Origin of the sequence: Xylanibacter brevis P6B11 (genome assembly GCF_000621825.1) — a bacterium.
In the GTDB taxonomy this organism is placed as follows: Bacteria; Bacteroidota; Bacteroidia; order Bacteroidales; family Bacteroidaceae; genus Prevotella; species Prevotella brevis.
The window spans coordinates 80901-105680 of sequence record NZ_JHXG01000010.1 but is presented as its reverse complement, the minus strand read 5'-3'; the positions used below and the strand labels follow the sequence as shown (position 1 = coordinate 105680).

Below are 24780 nucleotides of genomic sequence, written 5' to 3'. Positions count from 1 at the left end.
ACTATGGCAACTACTAAAAAAACAACTGAAATCCAGCATATTGGACTTGTGCAAAATGACAGTTGGCTGGAACCTTTTGAAGACGCTATACGTGGGCGTCATGAGCACGCCGTATGGAAGTTGAACCAATTGACTCGAAATGGCAAAAAGACATTGAAAGACTTTGCATCAGGACATCTTTACTTCGGACTCCATAAGCTACTAAGAGGATGGGTGTTTCGTGAGTGGGCTCCTAATGCAACAGAGATATACCTGATAGGCGACTTCAACGATTGGAAGGAGACCGAGAAGTATAAGTTGAAGCGTATTGAAGGCACAGGAAACTGGGAACTGAAACTGAAAGAGCGTGACCTGAAGCATGGACAGCTCTACAAGATGAAAGTAAGATGGAATGGGGGAGAGGGTGAACGCATTCCTGCTTGGTGTCGTAGGGTTGTACAGGACGAAAATACCAAGATATTTTCTGCTCAGGTATGGAATCCTGCTGTTCCTTATGAGTTTAAGAAAAAGATTTTTAAACCAAAGAAATCGCCATTGCTCATCTATGAATGTCATGTGGGCATGGGACAAGATGCAGAGAAAGTCGGTACCTATAATGAGTTCCGTGAGAACGTTCTGCCTCGTGTGGTCAATGATGGGTATAACTGCATTCAGGTAATGGCCATCCAAGAACATCCCTACTATGGTTCTTTTGGTTATCATGTGTCATCTTTCTTTGCACCCTCGTCTCGCTTCGGTACGCCTGAAGAGTTGAAACAACTCATCGATGAAGCTCATAAGAAGGGAGTGGCTGTGATCATGGATATCGTTCATTCTCATGCTGTGAAGAACGAAATCGAAGGTTTGGGCAATCTGGCGGGCGATCCCAATCAGTATTTCTATCCTGGTGACCGTCATGAACATCCAGCATGGGATTCTCTTTGCTTTGACTACGGCAAGGACGAAGTGCTGCATTTCCTGCTTTCAAACTGTCGCTATTGGCAAGAGGAGTACCATTTTGATGGCTTCCGATTTGATGGCGTGACATCCATGCTCTACTATAGTCATGGTTTGGGAGAGGCTTTCTGTGGTTATGGTGACTACTTCAATGGACACGAGGATGATAATGCCATCTGCTACCTCACGCTGGCCAATAAGCTGATACACGAGGTCAACCCTGATGCTATTACCATCGCCGAGGAGGTCAGTGGTATGCCAGGTTTGGCAGCCAAGTTTGAGGATGGTGGCTATGGCTTTGATTATCGTATGGCGATGAATATTCCTGATTATTGGATTAAGACCATCAAGGAACAGCCAGATGAGAACTGGAAGCCTAGCTCAATCTTCTGGGAAGTGAAGAATCGCCGTCCAGATGAGAAGACCATCTCTTATTGTGAGAGTCATGATCAGGCATTGGTAGGCGACAAGACCATCGTCTTCCGTCTGATAGATGCTGACATGTACTGGCACTTCGCCAAGAAGGATGTCAACGGTGTTGCTGAGCGAGGCATTGCGCTCCATAAGATGATACGTCTTGTGACGGCGGCAGCCATCAATGGCGGATACCTGAACTTCATGGGTAACGAATATGGTCATCCGGAATGGATCGACTTCCCTCGTGAGGGTAATGGGTGGAGCTATAAGTATGCACGACGTCAGTGGAATCTGGTTGACAACAAAGATCTTTGTTATCACTGGTTGGGCGACTTCGACCGCGAGATGCTTCGTGTGATTAAGAGTGTTCGTAACTTCCAGGCAAAACCCGTTGTTGAGATATGGCACAACGACGCCGATCAGGTGCTGGCCTTCATGCGAGGTGACTTGATATTTGTGTTTAACTTCTCTCCGACACAGTCGTTTACAGACTATGGCTTCCTGGTTCCCACGGGTTCCTATGATGTCGTGTTGAATACAGACTCACCGGCATTTGGCGGACATGGATTTGCCGATGATTCGGTGACGCATTTCACAAACTATGATCCTCTCTATGTTAAGGATCATAAGGAGTGGCTGAAACTATATATTCCTGCGCGTTCAGCAGTAGTTCTGAAGAAAAACTAATGAGAAGAGATTATTCAAATCATAAGAACGGCACGACCACTGTCAAGGTGGTCTGTGCCGTCTGTTTTTGGTTGTTTTCGTTTGTCTGGCTCTATGCTTTCCAGGCAGATGTGTTAGCTGTTTCCCAGCACATTCTAAGTGATGGTGCAACGCATTATAACCGTTCGCTTGGCGCCATCTTCATCACCTTGGCATTATATCTGCTGCAGTTGGTGGTCTCTTTGATTCTCCGTCAGTCCAAGCGGTCGTATGCCTTGACTTATCTGCCATCAATGTTGTTTCTGGCTCTTATCTCAGACTTCAACTTTGACGATCATCTAGACTATTCGTTGGGCGACTGGAAATGGCTTATACCATTAGTGCTTCTCTTATGGGGAGCATGCGTATGGCTGTCTAAGCAGTTGCTGACTTTCGAGAACCAGAACAATGTGAATAATGCCTATTTCTCACGAGATGTATGGCAGAATGTTTTGATACTGCTCGTGATGGTGCTGTTTGTGACGTTTAGTACCAACACCAATGCGGTGTTCCATTTCCAAGCTCATGCAGAAACGTCGTTGTTGCATGGTGATGACGATGAAGCGCTGCATGTCGGCGCAAAGTCGCTAGAGACCAATGCCAGCTTGACCATGTTGCGAGCATTTGCTCTTTCTAGAAAGGGCGAGATGGGCGAGCACCTATTTGAATATGCCCTAGAGGGGAAGAGCACCGATCTGTTGCCATTAAAGGACAGCCAGAGCCGTCTGTTGTTGCTGCCGGCGGATTCTATCTATAAGCATCTTGGCGGCAGACCCAAGCGCCCCATTGATGTATGGCAGTACCTGAACGCCGTCGAGCGCGACTCGTTTGCGACGCGTGCTGTGGCCGACTATGTGCTTTGTGGCTTTTTGATGGATAAGAACCTGAAAGCGTTTGCACATGCTCTGCCGCGCTATTACGAGATTTCGGATTCTGTTAGCTTGCCTCGTCACTATCAGGAAGCGATGGTCATGTATCGCTCTATCCAAGGTGATACGGTCATTGCCCGTCAGGATTCTTTGGTATATGACCAGTGGGTGGCCATACGTGATCTGAAGAAACAGATCCCTGACAAGTCTGCACGTCGTCTTCGTGCATTAGAACGTCATCGTGGCAGTTACTTCTATTATTATCTCTACAAATAACAGCACGGATCGCCTCTTAGGCATTCGTTGATGAGAAGAAAAAAAAGGCTGGTTCTATTTGCGAACCAGCCTTTCTTCTTTGTATAGAACTTATTATTATTCGATAACGATAAGTGCGTCGTCTTCCATAACGCTTTCGCCAACCTTTACACAGATAGCGGTAACGGTACCAGCTTTTTCTGCTGCCAGGTTGTTGGCCATCTTCATAGCCTCGAGCACAACAACGGTGTCGCCTACGGCTACCTGGTCACCTACGGCAACCTTGATGTCTGTGATAACACCGGGCAGGGGAGCTTTCACGGCGTTGTTCTTGTTCACGGCCTTGCTAGTAGCTTCGCCACCTTCTGCGGGGGCAGAAGCTGCTGCTGCGGGCTTGCCGAGCACAGGCTTCTTCTTCTCAGGTTCTGCCTGCTTCTCAAGTTCTACTTTGTATTCTTCGCCATTTACTGTCACGCATACGAGGTTATCCTCGATGTCGCCTACAGCAACTTCATACTTTGTTCCGTTGATGGTATACTTATATTCTTTCATCTTTGTTTGAATCTTGATTTATGGATGTGCTGTCATTGTCTGTGCATAACCATTCCACTGTGTGGGATGCTCAGCAATTGTGATGATGCCGGGCTCTATGTCGTGGACATTATTGCCAAGGTGCTCGTGCAGAGCCATTGCAATAGCAGCATAAACTTCGTTCGTCTTCATATGCGGTTCTGATTACATTGGAATGTTACCATGCTTCTTAGCGGGCAGGGCGTCGCGTTTTGTAGCGAGCTGTGCCAGTGCGCGGCAGATGCGGAAACGTGTGTTGCGTGGTTCGATCACATCGTCGATGTAGCCGTACTTAGCAGCCTGATAAGGATTAGCGAAGAGCTCGTTGTACTCTTCCTCCTTCTCAGCGATGAAGGCCTTAACATCTTCGCCAGCTTCCTTCTTGGCCTTTGCTTCTTTAGCGTAAAGAACGGCAGCAGCACCAGAGGCACCCATCACGGCAATCTCGGCAGAAGGCCATGCATAGTTCAGGTCGGTGTGGAGCTGCTTAGAACCCATTACGATGTGTGAACCACCGTAAGACTTACGCAGTGTGACTGTGATCTTGGGCACTGTAGCCTCACCGTAAGCGTAGAGCAACTGGGCACCGTGCAGGATCACTGCGTTGTACTCCTGACCTGTACCGGGCAAGAATCCAGGTACGTCAACGAATGAAACGATAGGAATGTTGAAGGCGTCGCAGAAGCGTACGAAGCGTGCACCCTTACGTGAAGCGTTCACGTCGAGCACACCAGCGTAGCATGAAGGCTGGTTGGCAACGATACCTACGCTCTGACCGTTGAAGCGAGCGAAACCTACGATGATGTTCTTAGCGAACTTAGGCTGTACTTCAAAGAACTCTCCGTTATCAACAACGGCACCGATGACCTTGTACATATCGTATGCCTCGTTGGGGTTCTCGGGGATAATCTCATTGAGCATGTCCTCCATACGGTTGATGGGGTCGTCGCACTTCTTGCGAGGAGCCACCTCCATATTGTTTGAAGGAATATATGACAGGAGGGTCTTGATCATCTGCAGACCTTCCTCCTCGGTCTTTGCCGTGAAGTGTGTCACACCCGACTTGGTAGCGTGAACGCTGGCACCACCCAGGTGCTCCTGGTCGATGTCCTCGCCCGTAACGGTCTTCACAACCTTAGGACCGGTGAGGAACATGTATGATGTGCCTTCCATCATCAGGGTGAAGTCGGTCAGGGCAGGGCTGTAAACAGAGCCACCTGCGCAAGGACCAAAGATACCGCTGATTTGAGGAATCACACCTGAAGCCAGGATGTTACGCTCGAAGATCTCGGCAAAACCTGCCAGAGAGTTGATACCTTCCTGAATACGTGCGCCACCCGAGTCGTTGATGCCGATAACAGGTGCACCCATCTTCATGGCCATATCCATGACTTTGCAAATCTTCTGGCTCATGGTCTCAGAAAGAGAACCGGCATGAACGGTGAAGTCCTGTGCAAATACATATACCAGACGTCCGTCGATAGTACCTGAACCAGCTACAACACCGTCGCCCAGGAACTGCTTCTTCTCCATGCCGAAGTTGTGACAACGATGCTCCTTGAACATGTCGTACTCCTCAAAAGAGCCTTCGTCGAGAAGCATTTCGATGCGCTCGCGTGCTGTATATTTACCACGGTCGTGTTGCTTTTGAATGGCTTTCTCACCACCACCGAGACGAGCTTGTTCGCGCTTCTCGATGAGTTGTTTGATCTTTTCTAATTGCTTGCTCATAATTATTATTAATGTTCACATAATTCTGTCAATATACCACATGTTGATTTGGGATGGAGGAAGGCGATGTTCAGATTCTCGGCACCCTTTCTTGGAGCCTGATCGATGAGACGTACACCTTTCTCGCTCACTTCTGCCAGTGCGTTGGCAACGCCATCCTCTATGCAGAAGGCTACATGATGAACACCCTTGTTACCTTTGTCGAGCCATTTCTGAATGGTGCTCTCAGGTGATGTGGGTTCAAGCAGTTCCAGCTTGACCTCGCCGCACTTCATGAATGCAGTTTTCACTTTTTGGTCTTCGACGGTCTCAATGTTGTAGCACTTCAAGCCCAGCACGTTCTCAAAGAATGGCAGGCTTTCTTCAATGCTCTGTACAGCAATGCCCAGATGCTCAATGTGTGAAATTCTCATAATCGTATTCTTTTGATTAATAAAATTGTGGCACAAAGGTACAAAAGATTAATGAATTTCTGCTTCTTTTTGGTCTTTTTTATTTAAAAAAAGAGAGATTATTGCGTGTTGTGAGCAATAATCTCTCTTTGTATAGCATATTAAGACTATTTCATTGTTTTACTCATTGTTGGGGTAAACCTTTTCTGTGTTGATGTCCAGATACCAGTAGATGGTCTGGTCGTTGGTCTGAACCCACTCTGTGAACTTGCTGTAGGCATCCTTGATGCAAACGGTCTCCAAGGGATATGCAAAGTTCAAGGGGACGATGATTGCATAGGGAGGCTCGCCAGCTGTTGTCGGAACAGTGATTGTCTTACCCGTGGTGAGGTTATTCAGCTTGATGGTCTTCAGGAAGTCCTCGATGCTCAGGTCTGCTGCCACCTCGAAGTCTTCGCTGATAGGCTCGAACGAATCCTGACCTGTCTTGGTGTTGATAAACGTAGAACCAGGTGTGACGTTGAAGAGCTCATGCACCTCTTTACTAGCCAGCATAGCTTCGTCGTAGCCGGGAATCTCAAGCTGCAGCAGGTCGTCGGCACCACTTGCCACGAGGCTCAGTCTGATGGTTGTCTCGTTGATGCGTGAAGCCTGCAGCACAATGTCGTTCATGTCGTAGTCGGCAGAAGCCAAGCGGTCTTCGAAACACATGGTATAGAGCGATGCTTCGGGGGCGGGTGACTCGTCGATAGTCTTAGCACCCTGAGATACTTCCAGAATCATGTCGCAGAAGTTACAGTCAGAACCATCCTCAAAGCAGAGGTATGTACGGTCGTTGGCGCTGAACACTGCGATACGTGGGCTGTCGAACTGCATGCCGTTGGTCGTCTTACCATAGCGCAGATCGTCTTTGGCATTGGGGTCGTTCTTTCTGATGGTTGCTGCCAATTTGGTGTCGATGGCCGACAGATAGTGACCATGTAAGTGGTTCACCTCTACGTTCAAACGACCGTCGCCATAGGTGCAACCGCTGGTGCAGTCCTGTTCTGTCTTGCCGGCGTAGCCCTTTCTGTTCAGGAAACCAATCTTATAGCCCTTGGGGATAGCCAGTCCTGCAGAGGCAGTCGCGCCATTTTCCAGTGTGCCATTACCATAGTAGGGGAGCAGGTAGGCCTTGTCTCTGAAGAAGTTAGACTTGTTGGCCAAACCTTTCATGGCCTTGAACTTTGGCAGAGCCTTGATATAGTTGGCTTCCTGCTCAGAGGTCATGCCTACAGTCTTGGCAGGGTCGAAATAGTAATAGTAAATATTATTGTTGTTGCCTTCAGAGGTTCCCATCTGAACTGGTGTTACAATCAGAGGTGTGCCATCGCTGATGAGGTAGTTGTTGTTGATGATAAAGTGATCATTGCCCTCAGCAATGAGTTCCCAGTTGTTGCTTCGTCCGTTGGTGGGGTGCAGACCGCCCAACTTCTGGAGGTATGCATCGCAGATAGCCTTGACGGTGGTCATGTCGACGGTCTCTTTGATTTCCTTGTAGATGCCGTTCTCTGTGATCTTCCAGTCACCATCGGTTTTGGCCTGTGGAGACCAGAGACGATCGTTGGCCCATGAAGCGTCGTACAGATTCATGTAATAGAAATCGTTGGTACCATCGTTCACCATAATCTGATGCGTCTCGCTGTTGAGGGTAGCCTCGGCACGAAGTGCATTGAAAGACTTGACAGGTTCGCCCAGTACGATAGAGCTGGCGGCGGGATATGTGTATTCGGCAGCACGAGCTCTGCGTGATTCGGCTACTTCACCGAAGTCAACTTCTGCATCTTGCAGTCCGAACGACTGTACATAGTAGATACCTTTATCGTTGACACAGGCAGCAATCAGTCTGTCGTAAACGTTGGGCGCATCGTATTTCAATGTCACATAGCGTCCGTTGACGATTTCTGCTTCATTCAGTACTCTTGCATTAGGATTGCCGAAAGGTGATTCGGTCAGAATCTGCACCTTTACGATGTTGTTGAGAGGGGCATTAGCGATGATTTTCACTGAGCCTTGGTTAATAGAACTCCAATCTTGTCTAACAATTTGGCCTAAAACGTTCTCTGCGTTCTGTTTGATAGCCTTGCTGTCATCGCCTTTGTATAGATTTGTTTCGTGGTCAATACAGCTGGTTAATGTTAAACTAGTAACTGCAAGTAAAGATAATAACTTTTTCATATTTTGGTTATCGTTTATATTTTCTTTGCACCGTTAATGACTATCTAGTAAGTCCTTACAATTTTATAAGAATGGTGCAAAATTACAAAAAAATACTGAAACAAAAGCGCAATTTCTGATTTTTTTTCATTTGGGCGCTAATTTGTTGATATTGTGAGTTGTACGAATTACAACTCTACAATGATCTTGCCGTTAATCTGGCGCCCTGTCAGATAGTTGGGAACAGCCCATTGGCGGTTGGTGACGTCGGTCACCCAGTAGTAGCTGTTTACGTTGGAAATGCCAAACAGATTTAGACAGTCGATGCCCAGCCAAACGCGCTTAATGCTGTATTTCTTTGTTTCTGACTCCGATGGCTGATAGGCCAGATAGCTCATACCGATGTCCGCTCTTTTGTAGGCAGGCGCCCTGAAGCTCTGGTTGGTGATGCCGCGATGGGGCGCGCCGAAGGGCAGGCCGTCGGCATAGGCCAGTTTCAGGGTCATCTTCCAACGCGTGGTACCTGGGAAATAGTCGGTGAAGTGCAGGTTGAGTGCGTAGCGTTGGTCGGTAGGCATTGGAATCCACTGGCCGTTCATTTTCTGTTGTGTACGCATCAGCGAGAGACTTATCCACGAGTCAGTGCCTGGAACAAATTCTCCATAGAGCTTCAAGTCGAGACCTGCGGCATAGCCCGAACAGAGGTTCTCGCCGTAGTAGGTCGTCTTCACGTTTTGTATGTTATAGGGCACCAAATTAGACAGCGCTTTATAATAGACCTCGGCACTAAACTTATAGGGCAGGTCTTTCATCTTGAACCGGTAGTCCATAGCTCCAATGATCTGGAATGAGCGCTGACTCTTGATGTGCTTGTTGAGCGTCACTTTTGTGATGCCGCCCACGGCAGTCGTGTCGCGAAATTCCTTATAGAACGGTGCCTGGTAGTAGATACCTGTGGCCAGTCGGTAGGTGATATCTGGATTATAGGCGGGCACCAACGCCAGCGAGGCCCTGGGAGACACCAGCGTCTCTTTGTTGAACGACCAGTTGGCAAAGCGAACACCATAGTTCAACGTGAAGAAGTTGTCGCCGTTGTGCCATCGGAAGACGTCTTGCACATAGCCTTCAATGCGTGTGGAGCGCATATCGTTTTTGGACGAAAGCGTGTAGATAAGGTCCAGACGGTTGCCGGTGTGGGGAATGGAGTAGCCGCTGGAGTCGCGCATCTCGTACTCACGACTCTGCTCTTTCAGGTGTTCCCACTTCACCACCAGCCCTCCTTCTATCTCATGTTGTTTCAACTTCCTGTTCACCATCAGCTTCAGGCTCTGTACGTTGGCCGTGAGATAGTTGCGCGCATGCTCGGCATAGGTGCCCACGCCCAGTTGCTCTGCGCTCTGAGCATCGTTCAGCCAGTATTGTCCCTGTATGTCGTAAGCCTCTTGCTCCTTGGTGTGGAAGGCCGACCAGAGCAGTTTGATGCTGAGTGAATCGCTGATGTGGCGCGTGATGGATGCGGCCCCAAAGAGTGTGCGGAAGATGTCTTTTTCCTGTCCGTCAAAGTACACCTTGAATGATTTTGTCGACTGCATCGTGCCGAAGCTCGTTTCACGATCGTGCGGCTTGAAGTTGTAATGGTTTTCAGAGATGTTTCCCAGCAGGTCTAACGACCACCGCTTGTTTGGGTTGTAGGTCATGTATGACTGATAGTCAAGCTGGTTCGGTCTGTATTCTCCGGTTGTTTCGAGTGAGCCAAGTAGATACCTGTTTGTCTTATATCTCAGGCCGTGACTCATGGAAAACTTCTTGTTCGACATGCCGACATAGGCGCTTCCGCCCAGCAGCGAAGCCATAGCCGTGGCTTCAAATGCCTTGGGACGCTTGTAGGTGATATCCAGCGCACTCGACATCTTGTCGCCATACTTAGCTGAGAAACCGCCTGACGAGAAACCAATCTTCTCGACCATATCAGGGTTGATGACCGAGAGGCCTTCCTGCTGACCGCTTCTGATGAGTAGCGGGCGGTAAACCTCGATATTGTTGATATACACCGAGTTCTCGTCGAACGAGCCACCTCTGACGTTATATTGACTGGAGAGCTCGTTGTGTGTAGAGACGCCAGCCTGCTGCTGTATCAGTTCCTCCACGGCATTGCCCGATGCAGATGGCGTGGCCTTCAGTTCCTTAGCATCAATCTCCTGCATCTGCGTGGTCTGTCGGCGGCGCTCTGTGATCACCACTTCGCTCAGTTCCTGCATGGGCGACATCTGTATCTGCAGCGTCTGCGTGGTGCGCGGGTTTCTCAGTACTCGGGTGCGGGTCTTGTAGCCAACCATAGAGAAGCGTATCTCTACCGAGTCGGCCGATTGTAGTTTCATGTTGAATTCACCCTTCAGGTCGGTCATCGTTACCTTAGCTTGCTTGGCACAGGCCACGGTGGCAAACTCAAGGGCATTGCCATCCTCGTCGGTCACGCGACCTTTCAACGTGAAAGATTGCGCCACGACAACACTGCTCATCAATAGCATGACGAGTGTAAGAATGAGGGATGTACACTTTGAATTCATTTCTCTTATAACGCAGAAATGCTCGTTTTATTATGGAGTTTGCATTTTAACCCAGAAAACTTATGCTTTGCCGTAACTAAACTGCCCCTTTGCCGTAACTAAACTGCCCCTTTGCCGTAACAAAACTACCCCTTTGCCGTAACAAAAGTGCCACTTTTGTCTTCCAATACTGGCACTTTTGCTCCGATTCTAGACTCTAGAATGCGTAATTCTAGACTTTAGATAGAGTAATTCTAGACTCTAGAATGAGCGTGTCCAGACTCTAGAATGCACCTTTCTAGAGTCTAGGTGCAGTACAATACTTATCGAATTGCATCGCAATAGCGCCACTCTTAGGTCGTAAAAGCGTAACTATTACCACACAAAATGAACGCTTTTAAATTGTCAATTCTCAATTGTCAATTGTCAATTCTCTCAGTCTTTGTAGAACAGAGAAAACAACCGGTTCAGCCAACCTATAGAGATATGAAACCATCGATAGGTAGATGAAGGCTTTCCGCCAAATCGCAAGATGAAATCGCGATAGCCGTTCTTCTTGAATGGCAAGCCTACGTCCAGGAAGAACATGTGCTCATAGCCCATTCGGTGGGCATCTTTCAGTGCGTGCCAAATGGTGATGATGTCGGGGTGAACAAAAGCATACGACTTGCGGCGGAAGGCTGAGAACCACAGGTAAGCTTGATTCTGACTGAAGAACACCACCGAACAGCCAATGATATGCTGGTGATAGCGCGTGACGTAGAGGCGACAAGCCTCGTGGTTGATAAGGCTGCAGAAGAAAGAGTCTTCGGGGATATAGCGCTTGGGCTTCAGCCAGTGATAGCGCCGCAGGAGCTTTGAAAAGGCCTTGAAGTCAGCTTCGGTCTTCACCACATCGGTCTCAACGCCAAGCTTGTAGCTGCGCTCTATGCGCTTTTTCATGCGTTCGCTGAGTCGCTCTTCTGGTGCTTTGGAGTGAAGCGAGTTGTGGATGCTCATCCATCTCACGGGAAAATAGCCTGCCTCGCGAAACTGACGGTAGCCAAACATCTTCTCTCTCAGGTTGCTGACCTCCACATACAGGATATTGCGTCCAAGCGCAGTGGTCAGTTTCTTGAGCATCATGCCAAACAGCGTGGCACTCTGGTCTTCATAGTCGGGATGATAGACGCCTTCGCCCAGGATGCGACAGTGGCGATAGAGATAGGGTGGGAACCACGAACAGCGGAAACGTACGATACCAAGCATCTGTGCTACCACGGTGCCGTCTTGCGTTTCCATGGTGACCATATACGGGCGTTGACGACGACTAGGCTCGACAAGCGTGAAGAACGTCTTGCTGTGGAAGATGTTTTTCTCTTCCAAGCCCTCGGGCAGCTTGTCACCGCTGGTGTATATTCTGATGCTTAATTCGTTCATCGCTGGCAAAGATACGAAATAATTCTTAATTCATCGTTCTCGTTTCGCAATAATTTCGTAACTTTGCCGAAAAATGTAACTCTCTAGAAAATGACAAACTTTAAGACATTGGCGCAGACGCGTCGTTCACATCGCAAGTTCACGAGTGAGGAAATTGATGCAGAAGATGTAAAACTCATTCTCAGAGCGGCACTCATGTCGCCCACATCAAAAGGACAGCGTGCATGGGAATTTATAGTGGTCGATGACAAGATGGATCTGGAAAAGCTCTCGGATGCTAAAGCCATGGGCGGCCAGTTCCTGAAGGAGGCTCCTCTGGCCATCGTTGTGCTGGGCGACCCTATGGTCAATGACTGTTGGATAGAGGATGGCTCTATTGCTGCCATCTCGATGCAGTACCAGGCCGAGGAACTGGGACTTGGTTCTTGTTGGGTGCAGATGCGTGGTCGCGGGCTGAGCGATGGTACCAGTGCCGATACTGTTATCAGGGGCATACTTGACATCCCCGAGAACCTGTCTGTGCTCTGCGTACTTGCTGTGGGACATAAGGCCGATGAGCGTCAGCCACAGAACGAGGATAAGCTGAAGTGGGAACGTGTTCATCTGAATAAGTATTAAGCTGTATGGATATCGTTTTTGTGGGTGCAGGAAGACTGGCCACTAACATGGCGCAGGCTTTGTGCCAAAAAGGACATCGCATCGTGGCTATTTACAGTCGCACGATGCTTTCTGCACAGCAACTGGCCGAGAAGGTGGGCGCTGAGGCTACCTGCGATCTGCAGTCATTGCCCAAGAATGCAGATGCTTTTATCTTTTCGGTGAAGGATACTGTCCTTGGAAGTCTGATTGCCGATCTGCAGTCGGGGCGCGAAGAGGTCCCCTTCTTTCACACGGCAGGCTCCGTGTCTATGGAGGTCTTTGGTCAGCATCGTCATCATGGCATTATCTATCCCATGCAGACGTTCTCCAAAGAGCGATTGGTTGATTTCTCTCGTGTACCTATATTTATAGAGGCCAACGATGATAGCAGTCTCCGCCTGGCCGAGGATCTGGCTTCGTCCATCTCGCCACTCATCTATCACCTTTCTTCCGCAGAGCGCCGATATCTGCATCTAGCAGCTGTCTTCGCCTGCAATTTTGCCAATCATTGCTATGCCTTGTCGGCAGAGATTCTGCAGAAGCATGGCCTGCCATTCTCGGTGATGCTGCCTCTGATCAACGAGACGGCACAGAAGGTGAACACGATGAACCCTGTGGAGGCACAGACGGGACCGGCCGTACGTTACGATGTCAACGTGATTGAGGCTCAGAATGCATTGCTTGCAGATGCCCCCGACGTGCAGAAGATTTACGAATTAATGAGTAAAAGTATACATCTGTTAGCGAAATGATTAACTACGATTTGACAAAGATTAAAGCCATTATCTTCGATATTGATGGCGTCCTTTCGGCAGAGACCATCACATTGGCTCCCGATGGTTTGCCACAACGAACGGTAAACATCAAGGATGGCTATGCCATTCAGTTGGCCATCAAACTGGGTCTTCATATTGCCATCATGACGGGTGCTAACGTTGATGCCATTCGCGTGAGGTACGAAGGCCTGGGCGTGAAGGATGTGATGATGGGCTGTGCCGTGAAAATCACAACCTATGAGGCCTTCCTCAAGAAGTATCAGCTCACTGATGAAGAGGTCATGTTTATGGGAGACGACATACCCGATTTGGAAGTGCTGCGCAGGGTGGGGTGCCCCGTATGTCCGCAAGACGCTTGTCAGGAGGTGCGTGAGGCCTGTCTTTACGTCAGCGACCGGAAAGGCGGCTACGGATGTGGGCGTGATGTCGTAGAACAAACCCTGCGTGCTCAGGGTAAATGGCTGATGAACGAAAAAGCCTTTGGCTGGTAAAGGAAAAATTATGTTTGAGAATCTACAGAAATATCATATCGTGTTGGCAAGCAATTCGCCTCGCCGACGCGAACTGTTAGGAGGGCTCGGCCTTCCTTTCGAGGTGAAAGTGCTTGGTGATATTGATGAATCATATCCCTCAACACTGCCTGTAGGCGAGATTGCGCAGTATATCTCTAATAAGAAAGCAGAGGCCTACCAGGCAGTCATGAAGTCCAATGACCTCATCATTACTGCCGATACGGTGGTGATTGCTGGCGATGAAGTGATGGGCAAGCCTCATGATGCCAGCGATGCTCGTCGCATGTTGCATAAGCTGAGCAACTGCTCTCATCAAGTGACAACAGGTGTTTGCTTGATGACCAAAGACAAGAAGCGCAACTTTTCTGTTACGACAGACGTAACGTTTAAACAACTCACAGACGACGAAATCGATTGTTACGTTGAGAAATACCGTCCATTTGACAAGGCTGGCGCCTATGGAATACAAGAATGGATCGGCTATATAGGTGTCACAGGATTGAGTGGGAGCTACTTCAACGTAATGGGGTTGCCGGTTCAGCGTATTTATACGGAATTAGCATCTTTTTAGTTCTATTTTTCTTAAACAATAAAAAAAATAGTGAAAAGTTTTGGCGTTGTAGAAATAATTTGTAACTTTGCAATCGATAACTAGTAATTTTAATCTATATTTATCATTTTCCAAAGTTTTTAAAAAAAGGGAACCCGTTCGTGAGAATAGGTTCCCTATTTTATTGTAGTAAGGTGGATTTCTGATAATGAAGAACTACTCTTCGCCGTAATCCGACATGTTTTCAGCTTCCTCGTCGGGGTCGCCACTACCCAAATCCATCATGGTAGAGTAGTTCTCTTCAGTGATATCTTCGTCATTGGGATCAGAGATCTCAATATCGTCTTCGTCGGGCTTGTTGTAGTTGTCCTCAATTTCTACATCAGCATCGTCGTCCTCATCGTCCATGCTTGATGAAGCAAACTTCATGCGAGGCTTCTCACTCTCAGGTTTAGCTTTGGCAAAGATAGCCTCAACCCATGTGCCTTTGGCTACTTCCAGCACCTCAAAACCGTCTTCAACTTTCTTCTCGTACATGCCACCCTTCTTGTGCAGACGATCTTTGGGAAGTGTGGTGGTAGAGATGTCAAAGCCACTCTCGATAATGTCTTTGATGCTCTGAGACAACGAATCCCAACCTCCGCCAAAGTTACGGTCTAACACTTCGATAAGCTTTGTTGCAGAGATGTGACGAATGTTCTCGTAGGTCAAATCCGTAACACGCATGATGGGACGCTTCTTGATGGCCCATGTGACCTTGGCATTCTCGTCCAGCTTTACTTGGCCTACTTTATATCCCAGCTTTTCGAATTTGGTCTTTACCAAATCAGAATCGCTGTTAATCTCCTCAATCATAAATGCAGAACGAATGATGTCTACAAAATGGCGTGCATTGTCTTTTACCTCAGCATCTTTTTCGGCACCTTCCCACAAGCGGAAGATGTCGTTTTCCTGTATGTCCCACACACTGCTTTTGGTCAGTGTCTTGAGCGTAAGTGCTTTTTTATTAGTCTGTTGCTCCATAAAAATTAGTGCATTTGCTTGTTTATGGTGCAAAGATACGAAATTATTCTTAATTCATAATTCATATTTCGCAATTATTTTCTATCTTTGCATCGAAATTATGGCAGAACCATTAGCAGAAAGATTGAGACCGCGAACGTTGGATGACTATATTGGTCAGCAACACTTGGTAGGTGAGGGGGCTGTTCTCCGCAGAATGATAGACTCGGGGCGCATCTCTTCTTTCATTTTGTGGGGACCTCCGGGCGTTGGAAAAACAACGTTGGCGCATATCATTGCCAATAAGTTGGAAACACCCTTCTACACGCTCTCTGCAGTGACAAGTGGCGTGAAGGATGTCAGGGATGTCATTGAAAAAGCGCAGAAAGGACGCTTCTTCAATGAGGCTTCACCTATATTATTTATAGACGAGATTCATCGCTTCTCTAAGTCTCAACAGGATTCTTTGTTGGGGGCGGTGGAACGCGGTATTGTTACACTGATTGGTGCAACGACAGAGAACCCGTCTTTTGAGGTTATCAGACCTCTGTTGTCGCGTTGTCAGCTGTATGTTCTTCGCTCACTGGAGAAAGAAGATCTGCTGAAACTGCTGGATCGTGCTATTTCTACCGACGTGGTTCTTCGGGAGCTTCAGATCAACCTGAAGGAGACCGATGCGCTATTAAGGTTCAGCGGTGGCGATGCGCGTAAGCTGTTAAACATCCTTGAGCTGGTTGTTGAGAGCGCTAAGGCGACCAAAGATTCTGCATCTTCAGAGATTGTTATCACAGATGATTTCGTAGTGTCGTGTCTCCAGCAGAATCCGCTGGCCTATGATAAGGATGGCGAGATGCATTATGACATCATTTCTGCCTTTATTAAGAGTATCAGAGGAAGTGATCCCGATGCAGCGCTGTACTGGATGGCACGTATGATAGAGGGTGGGGAAGACCCGCAGTTTATTGCCCGCCGTCTGGTGATCTCTGCTGCCGAGGATATCGGATTGGCCAATCCTAATGCCTTGTTGCTGGCCAATGCCGCCTTCGATACGGTGATGAAAATAGGATGGCCCGAGGCGCGTATCGCTCTGGCAGAATGTGCGGTCTATTTGGCCACCTCGCCCAAGAGCAACTCTGCTTATCTGGGCATTGATCAGGCGCTGGCTTTGGTGCGTGCGACGGGCAATCTTCCCGTGCCTTTACCTCTTAGAAATGCTCCAACTAAATTAATGAAAGAGCTTGGATATCATGATGGTTACAAATATCCGCATGATTATCCTGGCCACTTCACCCAGCAGCAATATATGCCCGATGAACTGGTTGACCAGCGGCTGTGGCACGGACAACATAATCCGGCAGAGGAGAAACTCTATCAGAGAATGGTTAACTATTGGGGAAAACGTTTTGAAGATTAGGATAGATGAATCAGGATTTCTTGATCAGCGTTATTGAAATGCTTGGCACATTCGCCTTTGCCATTTCAGGCATTCGTCATGCGGCAGCAAAACATTTTGATTGGTTTGGCGGTTATGTTTGTGGCATTGCCGTGGCCATTGGTGGTGGTACTATACGTGATGTCTTGCTTGGTGCCACACCGTTTTGGATGACAACGCCCATTTACATGATATGTACGGCTATCGCATTGCTGACCGTTGCTTTTATGGGTAAATGGATGGAACCATTGAAGAATGCTTGGTTCGTATTTGATACCTTTGGTCTGGCGCTTTTCACCGTAGCTGGAATTCAAAAGAGTCTGGCTTTCGGACAACCTTTCTGGGTTGCTGTCATCATGGGTTGCATCACGGGTGCAGCTGGTGGCGTCATTCGAGATGTGCTTCTCAATAATGAGCCTGTCATATTCCACAAGGAGATTTATGCTATGGCCAGTGTGCTGGGAGGTGTGGTCTATTGGATAGGACTAGCAGCAGGCCTGTCTGTCGGCATTACGGCTATTGTGAGCTTTGTGCTGATCTGCCTTGTCAGATTCCTAGCTGTTCGCTACCATATCTCTCTACCTATCCTTGCCTCCGAGGATTCTAATTCTTAAACAGGTCTAAAAAGGCCTTGAGTCTTTCTATATCCTTGATGCCAGGCTGACTTTCAAAACTGGTAGAAAGATCTATTCCGGCCAATTGGGGATGGCGGATGTTGCGAATGGATTCTGCATCTTTCTCAGTAAACGTGCCACAAAGAAAGAAGGGTTTTGTTCCTTCGTATTCTGATAGGAAGTCGATGTCTTTCATATCGAAGATGAATGCTTCGACGGCGTGTTCATATTTCCCATAGCTTTCTTTCTGTGGCTTTGCCTTCTTCCAAAACTGAATGTCTGGGCAGATGTCGGGAACGAGGGTCGCGCGCAGATTACGGATGAGTGTTGGTGTTTCTTCTCCGTTTAGTTGGATGATATCAAGGCCGAAGGTGACCGCCCGTGTGATGATGTTCTGAGGCATCTCGTTGGTGAAGACACCAACTTTCTGGATGGAAGAGCTCGCCTCTGCAGACATAGACCTTCCACGATCAGGAATAATACCTGCATGGGTGGAAAGCATTGTCACGTGACGTGGCGAATCCGCACAGAAATGCAGGCCAATATAGTCCACACTCAACCCACTGACTTGGCGAATGTTCTCGCCGTCTTTCATGCCACAGACTTTAATCTTCATCTTTGATATTTATTCTTTCTTATCCTAACGGATAAACATACGCAATTATTGTTTTGCCAAAAAACAATAATTAATTTGGAGAATTACCATAATTCCTTTAACTTTGCATCAAAATTAATAAAACTAAAACTATCAATCTATTTATACAATGAAGAAAGTACTGATTCGCGGGATGCTGATGGCCCTTAGCCTCATCCTTACTACCAGTCTGACCGCATGGTCGGCAAATCAAAAAACTACCGTTTCGCAAGTAACGACATCTATCTCCTTGACGAATGATGTTGATTATGTTGTGTCGTCGGCAACTCCTTTCGGGAATAATGGTGTTGTGAACATCGTCAATACAGAACATGCCGTTCTTATCTTAGACGCTGTGAAGCCCTCTGCTGCGCTGGGGCTTTTGGAAAAGCACGTGCAGATTAATGGCAAGCGCGCCGTTTACAACACGAACTGTCAGGTGAAGCTCTATAATCGTGGTTGTATCATTCTGCCTTATGCAGCCAACTTTAAACCATTGACAGTGTTTTCTGAACCAAATTTCGCAGGTGAGTCTTGTAGCGACTTTGGTTTGGAGAATACTGGCGGTTTCATGAATACGCTGACCGATGAGAAACTGAACAACAGAATTCGCTCCTTCAAATTGAAGCGAGGCTATATGGTGACCTTCGCCAATGGAAAGGGAGGACGTGGCTATAGCCGCTGTTTTATTGCTGCAGACAAGGACCTCGAGATAGCTAACATGCCTGCGGTTCTGGATCGCAGTATTTCTTCATATCGCATCTTCAAGTGGTATGATACCGGTAAGCAGGCGCTGGCCAACGATACGCGTGCTAATTCTGTGGAAGCATTGAATGTTACCAGCTGTTATTCGTTTGGTCTTGGTGAGAACCGCGGCATAGACTGCGAGTGTGTGCCTCACCACATCAAAGAAGACTGGCCTTCTGCTGCTGATTGCGGTAGGGTGTCTTATTCTCCGCATTTGAAAACCAATAATGAGCCGGGAAATTCCGCCGACGACACTCCGCAGTCGGTAGCGGTAATATTGGATAACTGGGAAAATCTGATGCGTACAGGCATGCGCTTGTGTTCACCATCTTCTCATGATGGTAGCTTGAATCACTTGCGCGAGTTTATGGATAGTATAGATGCTCGTGGCTGGCGTTGTGACATTATTGACTTGCATTGCTACTGGCCTGAGAGCAGTTTCAATGAATGGAGTTTCAAAAACCAGTGGGTTGATCGCTATCATCGTCCAATCTGGATTTCCGAGTGGGTATGGGGCGCATCGTGGAATCATAATGGTGCTTTTGCCTCTGATGTGACAGAGCAACAGAATGCTGAGGCTATTAAGCGTATCTGTGGAAATCTGAACAACTGGGATTACATTGAACGTTACTATTATTGGAACAGTGAGCGTGACCCATCCAGAATCATGAGAGACAATTTCTCCTTGACTGCTGCGGGTCAGTATTATGCCACCATCAACTCTGGCGTAGGCTATAACGGTAAGTACGACTATGCTCCAAAAGTTGTAAAGCAGCGTACTCCGTCTGGTTTCACCCTTGAGTTTGATAACAAGACAAAGGTTGCTACACTGAAGTGGCACGATTATAATGGTGAGATGAATGGCGGCATCTATGTAGAGCGTCGTGTGAATTCATCGGCCAAGTGGGAGACGTTTGCAGAAATTCCCATGGAGGAAAGTGCTGCCGACTATACTTATGAGGATAAAAACTCAGGCATTGGCTATCAGTATCGTGTGCTTGTGGTTGATGGAAATGGCGACGAGCGCAGAACCAATCAGATCACAGCTGCTGCAAAAGAGGTCCAGGCTGGTGATGCTATTGAGATTAATGGTGCCACCAAGTATCTGGGCGGTAACGTTTTCAAAAACGGCAACTTCATGATGGGACTTACTGGATGGACTAACGGCGCAGGCGAACCTCTCGCTGCTCCTTATTTCCAGGACGTTGCCAAGGGTGGTTTTGCTGGTTATCCTTATCTGCAGTGTTATGGCGATGGCGATGATAATAGCGAGAAGTCTATTCGCCAGGTAGTAGATATCAAACCCAATACGGATTATTATTTTGCTGGTGCTGTATGTAATACCACCAATTTGTCGAGCTTCGTATATGGCTCTAGTGATGGTATTCAGAAGGATAAGAGCTTTTTATATATACATAATACGACTGGCTTATGGGTCATGCAGTCTAAAACATTCAATTCAGAAGCATATTCAAAGGCCATCTTGTCTTTCCGTGCGTTGGGTGCCAAAGCTCAGTTTGGCAATCTCTTTATGGGCCCGTTGTATGACACACTCGACGAGGCCGTGGCCGATGGCCTTTCCAGTGTCCGCCAGACAGCTCAGCTCTTCCAGAGCTATAACACGAAATACACATTCATCAACGATGATCTAACTCAGAAGATGAATGCTGTTACCACTAATGATGCCAACGCTCTTGCAGCACTCCAGACCTTGTTGGAACAGGCCTTTAAGGCCTATTCATATTTGAACGAGTATGCCAGAAACAAGTCGTTGTGGTCTGACTATGTAGCATTGAATCTGCCTGGCAGTGACGAGCTGCAGCAGATGCTATCGCAGTTTGATGGCACAACGACTATTGATGCTATCGTCGCTTCTTATCCTCAGCTCACGGCAGCTGTGGAGGCATATTACCCACAGACTTCTTTGACCGATGCTATCGTGTCTCCATCTTTCTCTACCTCTACAGGATGGACCACGAAATGCGGTACTTACACAGCTGGTGACCAGCGTCTCAATAAACAGAATGATGTGACGTTCTGGAATGCATGGTGGTCTGGAATAGATGCTTCAGAGGGTACTGCTAAGAGTATGGCTATCAAACAGACCGTCGAGGATCTTGGTCATGGCTTGTACTCATTGGAGTGTAAGGCCTCAACAGAGCATTTCTGCCTGAGTGATCAGCATGCCTATCTGACCGATGGCACTACAACAGTATCAACACCTGTCCTGACTGCTGATTATTACGATCTGCCCACCGTCAGTGTCGAAGATCGCTGGCAAACGCTGTTGACTTCTCCTCTGTATGTTCCTGATGATGCTGCATTGACCGTTGGCTTCGTTGGAACCAAAGAAGGGGCTATCAATGGAGCATGGCATAAAGTGGGAGACACCAACGATGTTTCTGATAACCGTGAGGGATGGTGGTGCGCCACTGACTTCGTCTTGAGGTTCCATCCTCTCTATCGCACCACTGTAGAGCCCAACCAGTGGAACGTCACTTGTCTGCCTTATGCCGTGAAAGCCTATGATGGTGTGAAGTTCTACATGATAGGTGGCGTAACGGCCGATCTTAAGAACCTCTGTCTATATGAGATAACAGATGTTCCCGCAGGTCTTCCCTTTATTTTCAAGTCAGAGAAGGCCGATGTTTCTTTGTATGAATATGGTGCGAAGGCGAAAGAGCCGGTACTCGGACAAGGAAACCTTTGGGGCTATTTCCGTACTACAGCGCGCGTACCCAAGCAGCATTATTATTTGGATAATGGCGTTTGGAAAAAGGTAGATCCCAATAACCGTCCTCGTATGACCAGTTATACTGCCGTCATTCTTCCTTTTGACGATTCTCTGTCAAGCTATATTCCTAAGAAAGACAATTGGGAAGGCGAGACCATGCCTATCGAAGGACTGACAGAGGCCGAGTATGCACTTGCAATCAGCAATGTCACCCTTTCCTCTACGCAGCTGGAAGATGGTTTATACACCATCGACGGCAGAAAGATTAATTCTACTCAAGTTAATAAGGGTATTTACTTGAAGGTAGAGAATGGACATGTTTATAAGATTATCAAAAAATAATAATTAGAAAATCAAGAATTATTAAAATAATGAACACAAACAACTATTTACTTACAGCGTGCCTTCTGGTCTCTTCTGTGGCTATAGCGCAGGAGCGTTCGTCGTCAAGCATCAATCTGAAGATCTTTAAGAAGTCGGATATCACGATGCCTGTAGATATCAAAGCCGAGGGTAAGCGCTTCTCTCCAACATGGGGACTGGACTTGGCGTGGCCCAATGAACAGAACCTGAGAAAGGGACTGCGTCATATGGGAGCGGAGAATGTGGGTATTGGTCGCACCTCTTTTCGCGTTTTCTCACCACTGGTGAATGATGTGTCTTTGGCCATCGATCAGATTGGTGGTCTTAGCATGCGTTCCACAATGTTTGACATTGTGAGCAAAGACCTGCCACTGGTGATGAACTGCGACAATGGTTATCGACCAGAGAATAGTACAGAGCCGTTTATCAATACCTATTATACCACGGCAAACAAGACAGTCAATGTTGACCACTGGGCTAAATGTATCGAAGCTCATGTAGCGTGGATGAAAGAGAATTCCACGCATCCTATCATAGGTGTGTCACCTTTCAACGAGCCCGACAATGCCTGGGAGAAGAATCTCCGTGGAGAAATCCAGGGTAACAAGACGGATGAGGCCAATGTGGCTAGAAAGCTAAAAACCTACGATAGCATGCAGGGCATTCTTATGTGTGGTGGCAACACGCTGAATGATGATAATGCCATCAATTGGTATAGTGAAGGTTCTGATGTTTATGACTGGGGTAACACCCACCAGTTGGCAGGCTCTATGGATAGCTATGTCAACTTCTACGACCGCCTGCAAAATGATGGAAAAGTGGGCTATAATGACGAAATGCATAATGTGGTCGAGGCTATGGCTGGACTGGAGCATGGCATGAGTGTTGGTATTTGGTGGGGCTTTGACAGTCGTGTTCGTGGTGAGTTCTGCGACATCAGTCGTCATGGTGAGCGTCTTGATTATCGTGATCACCGTAACAATTGGACGGCAGCCAGCATCTATCGTCATGATGACGGCCGTGTGAAGGCCTTTATCGGTTCTTCTGAGCGTCAGGCAAAAACTACCTCTTATCAGTTTGTATCTCCACAGCGTGATCTCTATTTCGATGGTCAAGGCCCGCTGCGTGCTTTCCGTATGGAGATACCTGGTGGTACAGACTATATGAATGGACAGGTCAATGCCGAGCGTGTTATTGATATCACTTGGGGTGATGACGTTCAGCCTTCTGCCATTGATGGTCAGTATCAGATCGTCAATGAAGCTACAGGATTGTCCATTGGTACACAGGGAGACAATATCGTGGTGCAGAAATACGAGAAACTGGGCACACAGAAGTGGAATGTGACACCAGCTGTATCTCCAACAACCTCAGGCGATTTCAGTTTCTATGATATCACTGCTTCGAAAAATGATTGGCTTCATCTGAATGTTCAAAACTTCTCAACGTTTGATGGTGCAAATGTGATGGCGTATGGTGCTAACAAGGTTGCTCATTCTAACGAGCAATGGTATTTGGAGTATGCTGGTAATGGTACCTATTATATTCGCAATCGTGAGAATGCTCTTTATCTGACGACCGTAAAAACGTCGGCAATCAATAATGTGAATGTGCAGACCAACGAACTGTTGACAGGCGAGGACCGCACTCGTCAGCTGTGGCGATTCCTTCCTGTTACTGCTACTTTCGACCGTAAGGCACCTGCACAGCCCCAGGGACTTGTTGCCGATGCTCAGCCTGCTTCTGTGCGTTTGTCATGGGATGCCAATAAAGAGCGTGACCTCGATGGTTATATGATTCTTCGTGCTGAGAAGGGTCGTGAAGAGTGGAACACCATTGCCCGCAAAGTTAAGAAAGCTCATTTCGTAGATAACACCTGTCTGCCCTCAGTGGACTATGTCTATAAAGTGAAGGCCATTGACCTCTCGGAGAATCTGTCAGAGGCTTCAGAGACCATCGAATCAACTGCCACAGGCGAGAAAGCTATGATTGCCCGTTGGCATTTTGAAACCAATCTGTATGACGAGACTCCTAATATGATGGATGCTGTTCATAGTGATACACCTGCCTATGTGGATGATACTACTAATGACATCAAGTATCTCTCGTTGACAAATGGTGCTCATCTTCAGTTGCCCTATAACATCGCCAATCATGATGAGATGACCATTGCCATGTGGATTAAAATGCGTGCTAATAATGCTTGGCAGCGCGTCTTTGATTTCGGCCTCGATGATTCACATTATATGTTCCTGACCACAAATAATGGTAAGAGTGGCATGCGTTTCGCTATTAAGAACGGAGGAGACGAACAGATACTTGATGCCACCCAGAACTTAGCGTTGTCAAGTTGGAAGTACCTCACCGTGACTATTGGCAAGGACAAGACAGCGATCTATTTGAATGGCGAGGAGGTAGGCTCAAGCAATAGCATCACCATTAAGCCAAGTGATTTGCATGCAGTATTAAATTACGTAGGTCGTAGCCAGTTCCTGACGGATCCCAATATGCCAATGCTCATTCGTGACATGCGCATCTATAATTATGCTGCAGATGTAGAAGAGATAAAAGTCATGATGAACGATAAGAGTAACGACATCAAGGATGTCAAGGACGAAAAACAGCCTTCTGCAATATATGGTATTGATGGAACTCGACGCTCGCAGATGAAACGAGGAATCAACATCATCGACAAGAAGAAGGTGATGAAGAAATAACAAAAAAATAAAGGTTGGCAATTT

Annotated in this window: 19 protein-coding genes; 10 read left to right on the top strand and 9 right to left on the bottom strand. The window is 47.5% G+C overall.

Annotation, left to right across the window (positions count from 1 at the left end; genetic code table 11):
* The first annotated feature begins 3 nt into the window (after nt 1-3).
* Entirely contained in the window at nt 4-2040 is a 2037-nt protein-coding gene (locus T496_RS0106755; protein ID WP_027450074.1) for an alpha amylase C-terminal domain-containing protein, read from the top strand.
* A complete protein-coding gene (locus T496_RS0106750; RefSeq protein ID WP_027450073.1) occupies nt 2040-3203 on the top strand; it encodes a DUF6057 family protein in 1164 nt (387 codons plus the stop codon). Before T496_RS0106755 ends, T496_RS0106750 begins: the two co-directional genes overlap by 1 nt.
* Before the next feature lie 96 nt (nt 3204-3299).
* On the opposite strand, the gene T496_RS0106745 is transcribed toward T496_RS0106750, so the two are convergent.
* The 7 genes from T496_RS0106745 to T496_RS0106715 form a co-directional block, all read right to left on the bottom strand.
* Nucleotides 3300-3734: a biotin/lipoyl-containing protein gene (locus tag T496_RS0106745; protein ID WP_027450072.1), complete on the bottom strand. Its 435-nt coding sequence runs from the start codon at nt 3732-3734 to the stop codon at nt 3300-3302.
* An 18-nt stretch (nt 3735-3752) separates the two neighbouring features.
* Nucleotides 3753-3905 carry a hypothetical protein gene (locus T496_RS15115; protein ID WP_169735261.1) on the bottom strand — a complete coding sequence of 51 codons (153 nt, stop codon included), beginning with the start codon at nt 3903-3905 and terminating at the stop codon, nt 3753-3755.
* A gap of 12 nt (nt 3906-3917) precedes the next feature.
* Nucleotides 3918-5483, bottom strand: coding sequence for an acyl-CoA carboxylase subunit beta (locus tag T496_RS0106735; RefSeq protein WP_027450071.1), 1566 nt, complete (start codon nt 5481-5483; stop codon nt 3918-3920).
* Nucleotides 5484-5491: 8 nt separating this feature from the next.
* Nucleotides 5492-5896: a methylmalonyl-CoA epimerase gene (gene mce, locus T496_RS0106730; protein WP_027450070.1), complete on the bottom strand. Its 405-nt coding sequence runs from the start codon at nt 5894-5896 to the stop codon at nt 5492-5494.
* A gap of 159 nt (nt 5897-6055) precedes the next feature.
* Nucleotides 6056-8092, bottom strand: a complete 2037-nt coding sequence (locus T496_RS0106725; protein WP_081783581.1) for a DUF4842 domain-containing protein — start codon at nt 8090-8092, stop codon at nt 6056-6058.
* 167 nt (nt 8093-8259) lie between these two features.
* Complete coding sequence (locus T496_RS0106720) at nt 8260-10638, bottom strand: TonB-dependent receptor (protein WP_027450068.1); 2379 nt, start codon at nt 10636-10638, stop codon at nt 8260-8262.
* A 414-nt stretch (nt 10639-11052) separates the two neighbouring features.
* Nucleotides 11053-12036 carry a GNAT family N-acetyltransferase gene (locus tag T496_RS0106715; protein WP_027450067.1) on the bottom strand — a complete coding sequence of 328 codons (984 nt, stop codon included), beginning with the start codon at nt 12034-12036 and terminating at the stop codon, nt 11053-11055.
* Nucleotides 12037-12126: 90 nt separating this feature from the next.
* Here T496_RS0106715 and T496_RS0106710 point away from each other — a divergent pair, with 90 nt between their 5' ends.
* The 4 genes from T496_RS0106710 to T496_RS0106695 are packed head-to-tail and all read left to right on the top strand — an operon-like array spanning nt 12127 to nt 14534.
* A complete protein-coding gene (locus tag T496_RS0106710) occupies nt 12127-12654 on the top strand; it encodes a nitroreductase family protein (protein WP_027450066.1) in 528 nt (175 codons plus the stop codon).
* Between the two features lie 5 nt (nt 12655-12659).
* Nucleotides 12660-13427, top strand: coding sequence for a Rossmann-like and DUF2520 domain-containing protein (locus T496_RS0106705; RefSeq protein ID WP_027450065.1), 768 nt, complete (start codon nt 12660-12662; stop codon nt 13425-13427).
* Nucleotides 13424-13942: a KdsC family phosphatase gene (locus T496_RS0106700; RefSeq protein ID WP_027450064.1), complete on the top strand. Its 519-nt coding sequence runs from the start codon at nt 13424-13426 to the stop codon at nt 13940-13942. Before T496_RS0106705 ends, T496_RS0106700 begins: the two co-directional genes overlap by 4 nt.
* Before the next feature lie 10 nt (nt 13943-13952).
* Nucleotides 13953-14534 (top strand): Maf-like protein, encoded by a 582-nt coding sequence (locus T496_RS0106695; protein ID WP_027450063.1) that lies wholly within the window; start codon nt 13953-13955, stop codon nt 14532-14534.
* Between the two features lie 195 nt (nt 14535-14729).
* Here the strand turns inward: T496_RS0106695 and T496_RS0106690 are convergent, their stop codons facing one another.
* Nucleotides 14730-15536, bottom strand: coding sequence for a hypothetical protein (locus tag T496_RS0106690; protein WP_027450062.1), 807 nt, complete (start codon nt 15534-15536; stop codon nt 14730-14732).
* Between the two features lie 100 nt (nt 15537-15636).
* Between T496_RS0106690 and T496_RS0106685 the strand changes: the two genes are divergently transcribed.
* Entirely contained in the window at nt 15637-16929 is a 1293-nt protein-coding gene (locus T496_RS0106685; protein WP_027450061.1) for a replication-associated recombination protein A, read from the top strand.
* A gap of 5 nt (nt 16930-16934) precedes the next feature.
* Nucleotides 16935-17561, top strand: coding sequence for a trimeric intracellular cation channel family protein (locus T496_RS0106680; protein ID WP_027450060.1), 627 nt, complete (start codon nt 16935-16937; stop codon nt 17559-17561).
* Here the strand turns inward: T496_RS0106680 and T496_RS0106675 are convergent.
* Complete coding sequence (locus T496_RS0106675; RefSeq protein WP_044110775.1) at nt 17551-18177, bottom strand: phosphoribosylanthranilate isomerase; 627 nt, start codon at nt 18175-18177, stop codon at nt 17551-17553. The genes T496_RS0106680 and T496_RS0106675 overlap by 11 nt on opposite strands.
* 148 nt (nt 18178-18325) lie before the next feature.
* Here T496_RS0106675 and T496_RS14415 point away from each other — a divergent pair, with 148 nt between their 5' ends.
* Entirely contained in the window at nt 18326-22018 is a 3693-nt protein-coding gene (locus T496_RS14415) for a glycosyl hydrolase (RefSeq protein ID WP_081783580.1), read from the top strand.
* A gap of 29 nt (nt 22019-22047) precedes the next feature.
* Nucleotides 22048-24756, top strand: coding sequence for a LamG-like jellyroll fold domain-containing protein (locus T496_RS0106665; RefSeq protein ID WP_027450058.1), 2709 nt, complete (start codon nt 22048-22050; stop codon nt 24754-24756).
* Nucleotides 24757-24780 lie beyond the last annotated feature (24 nt).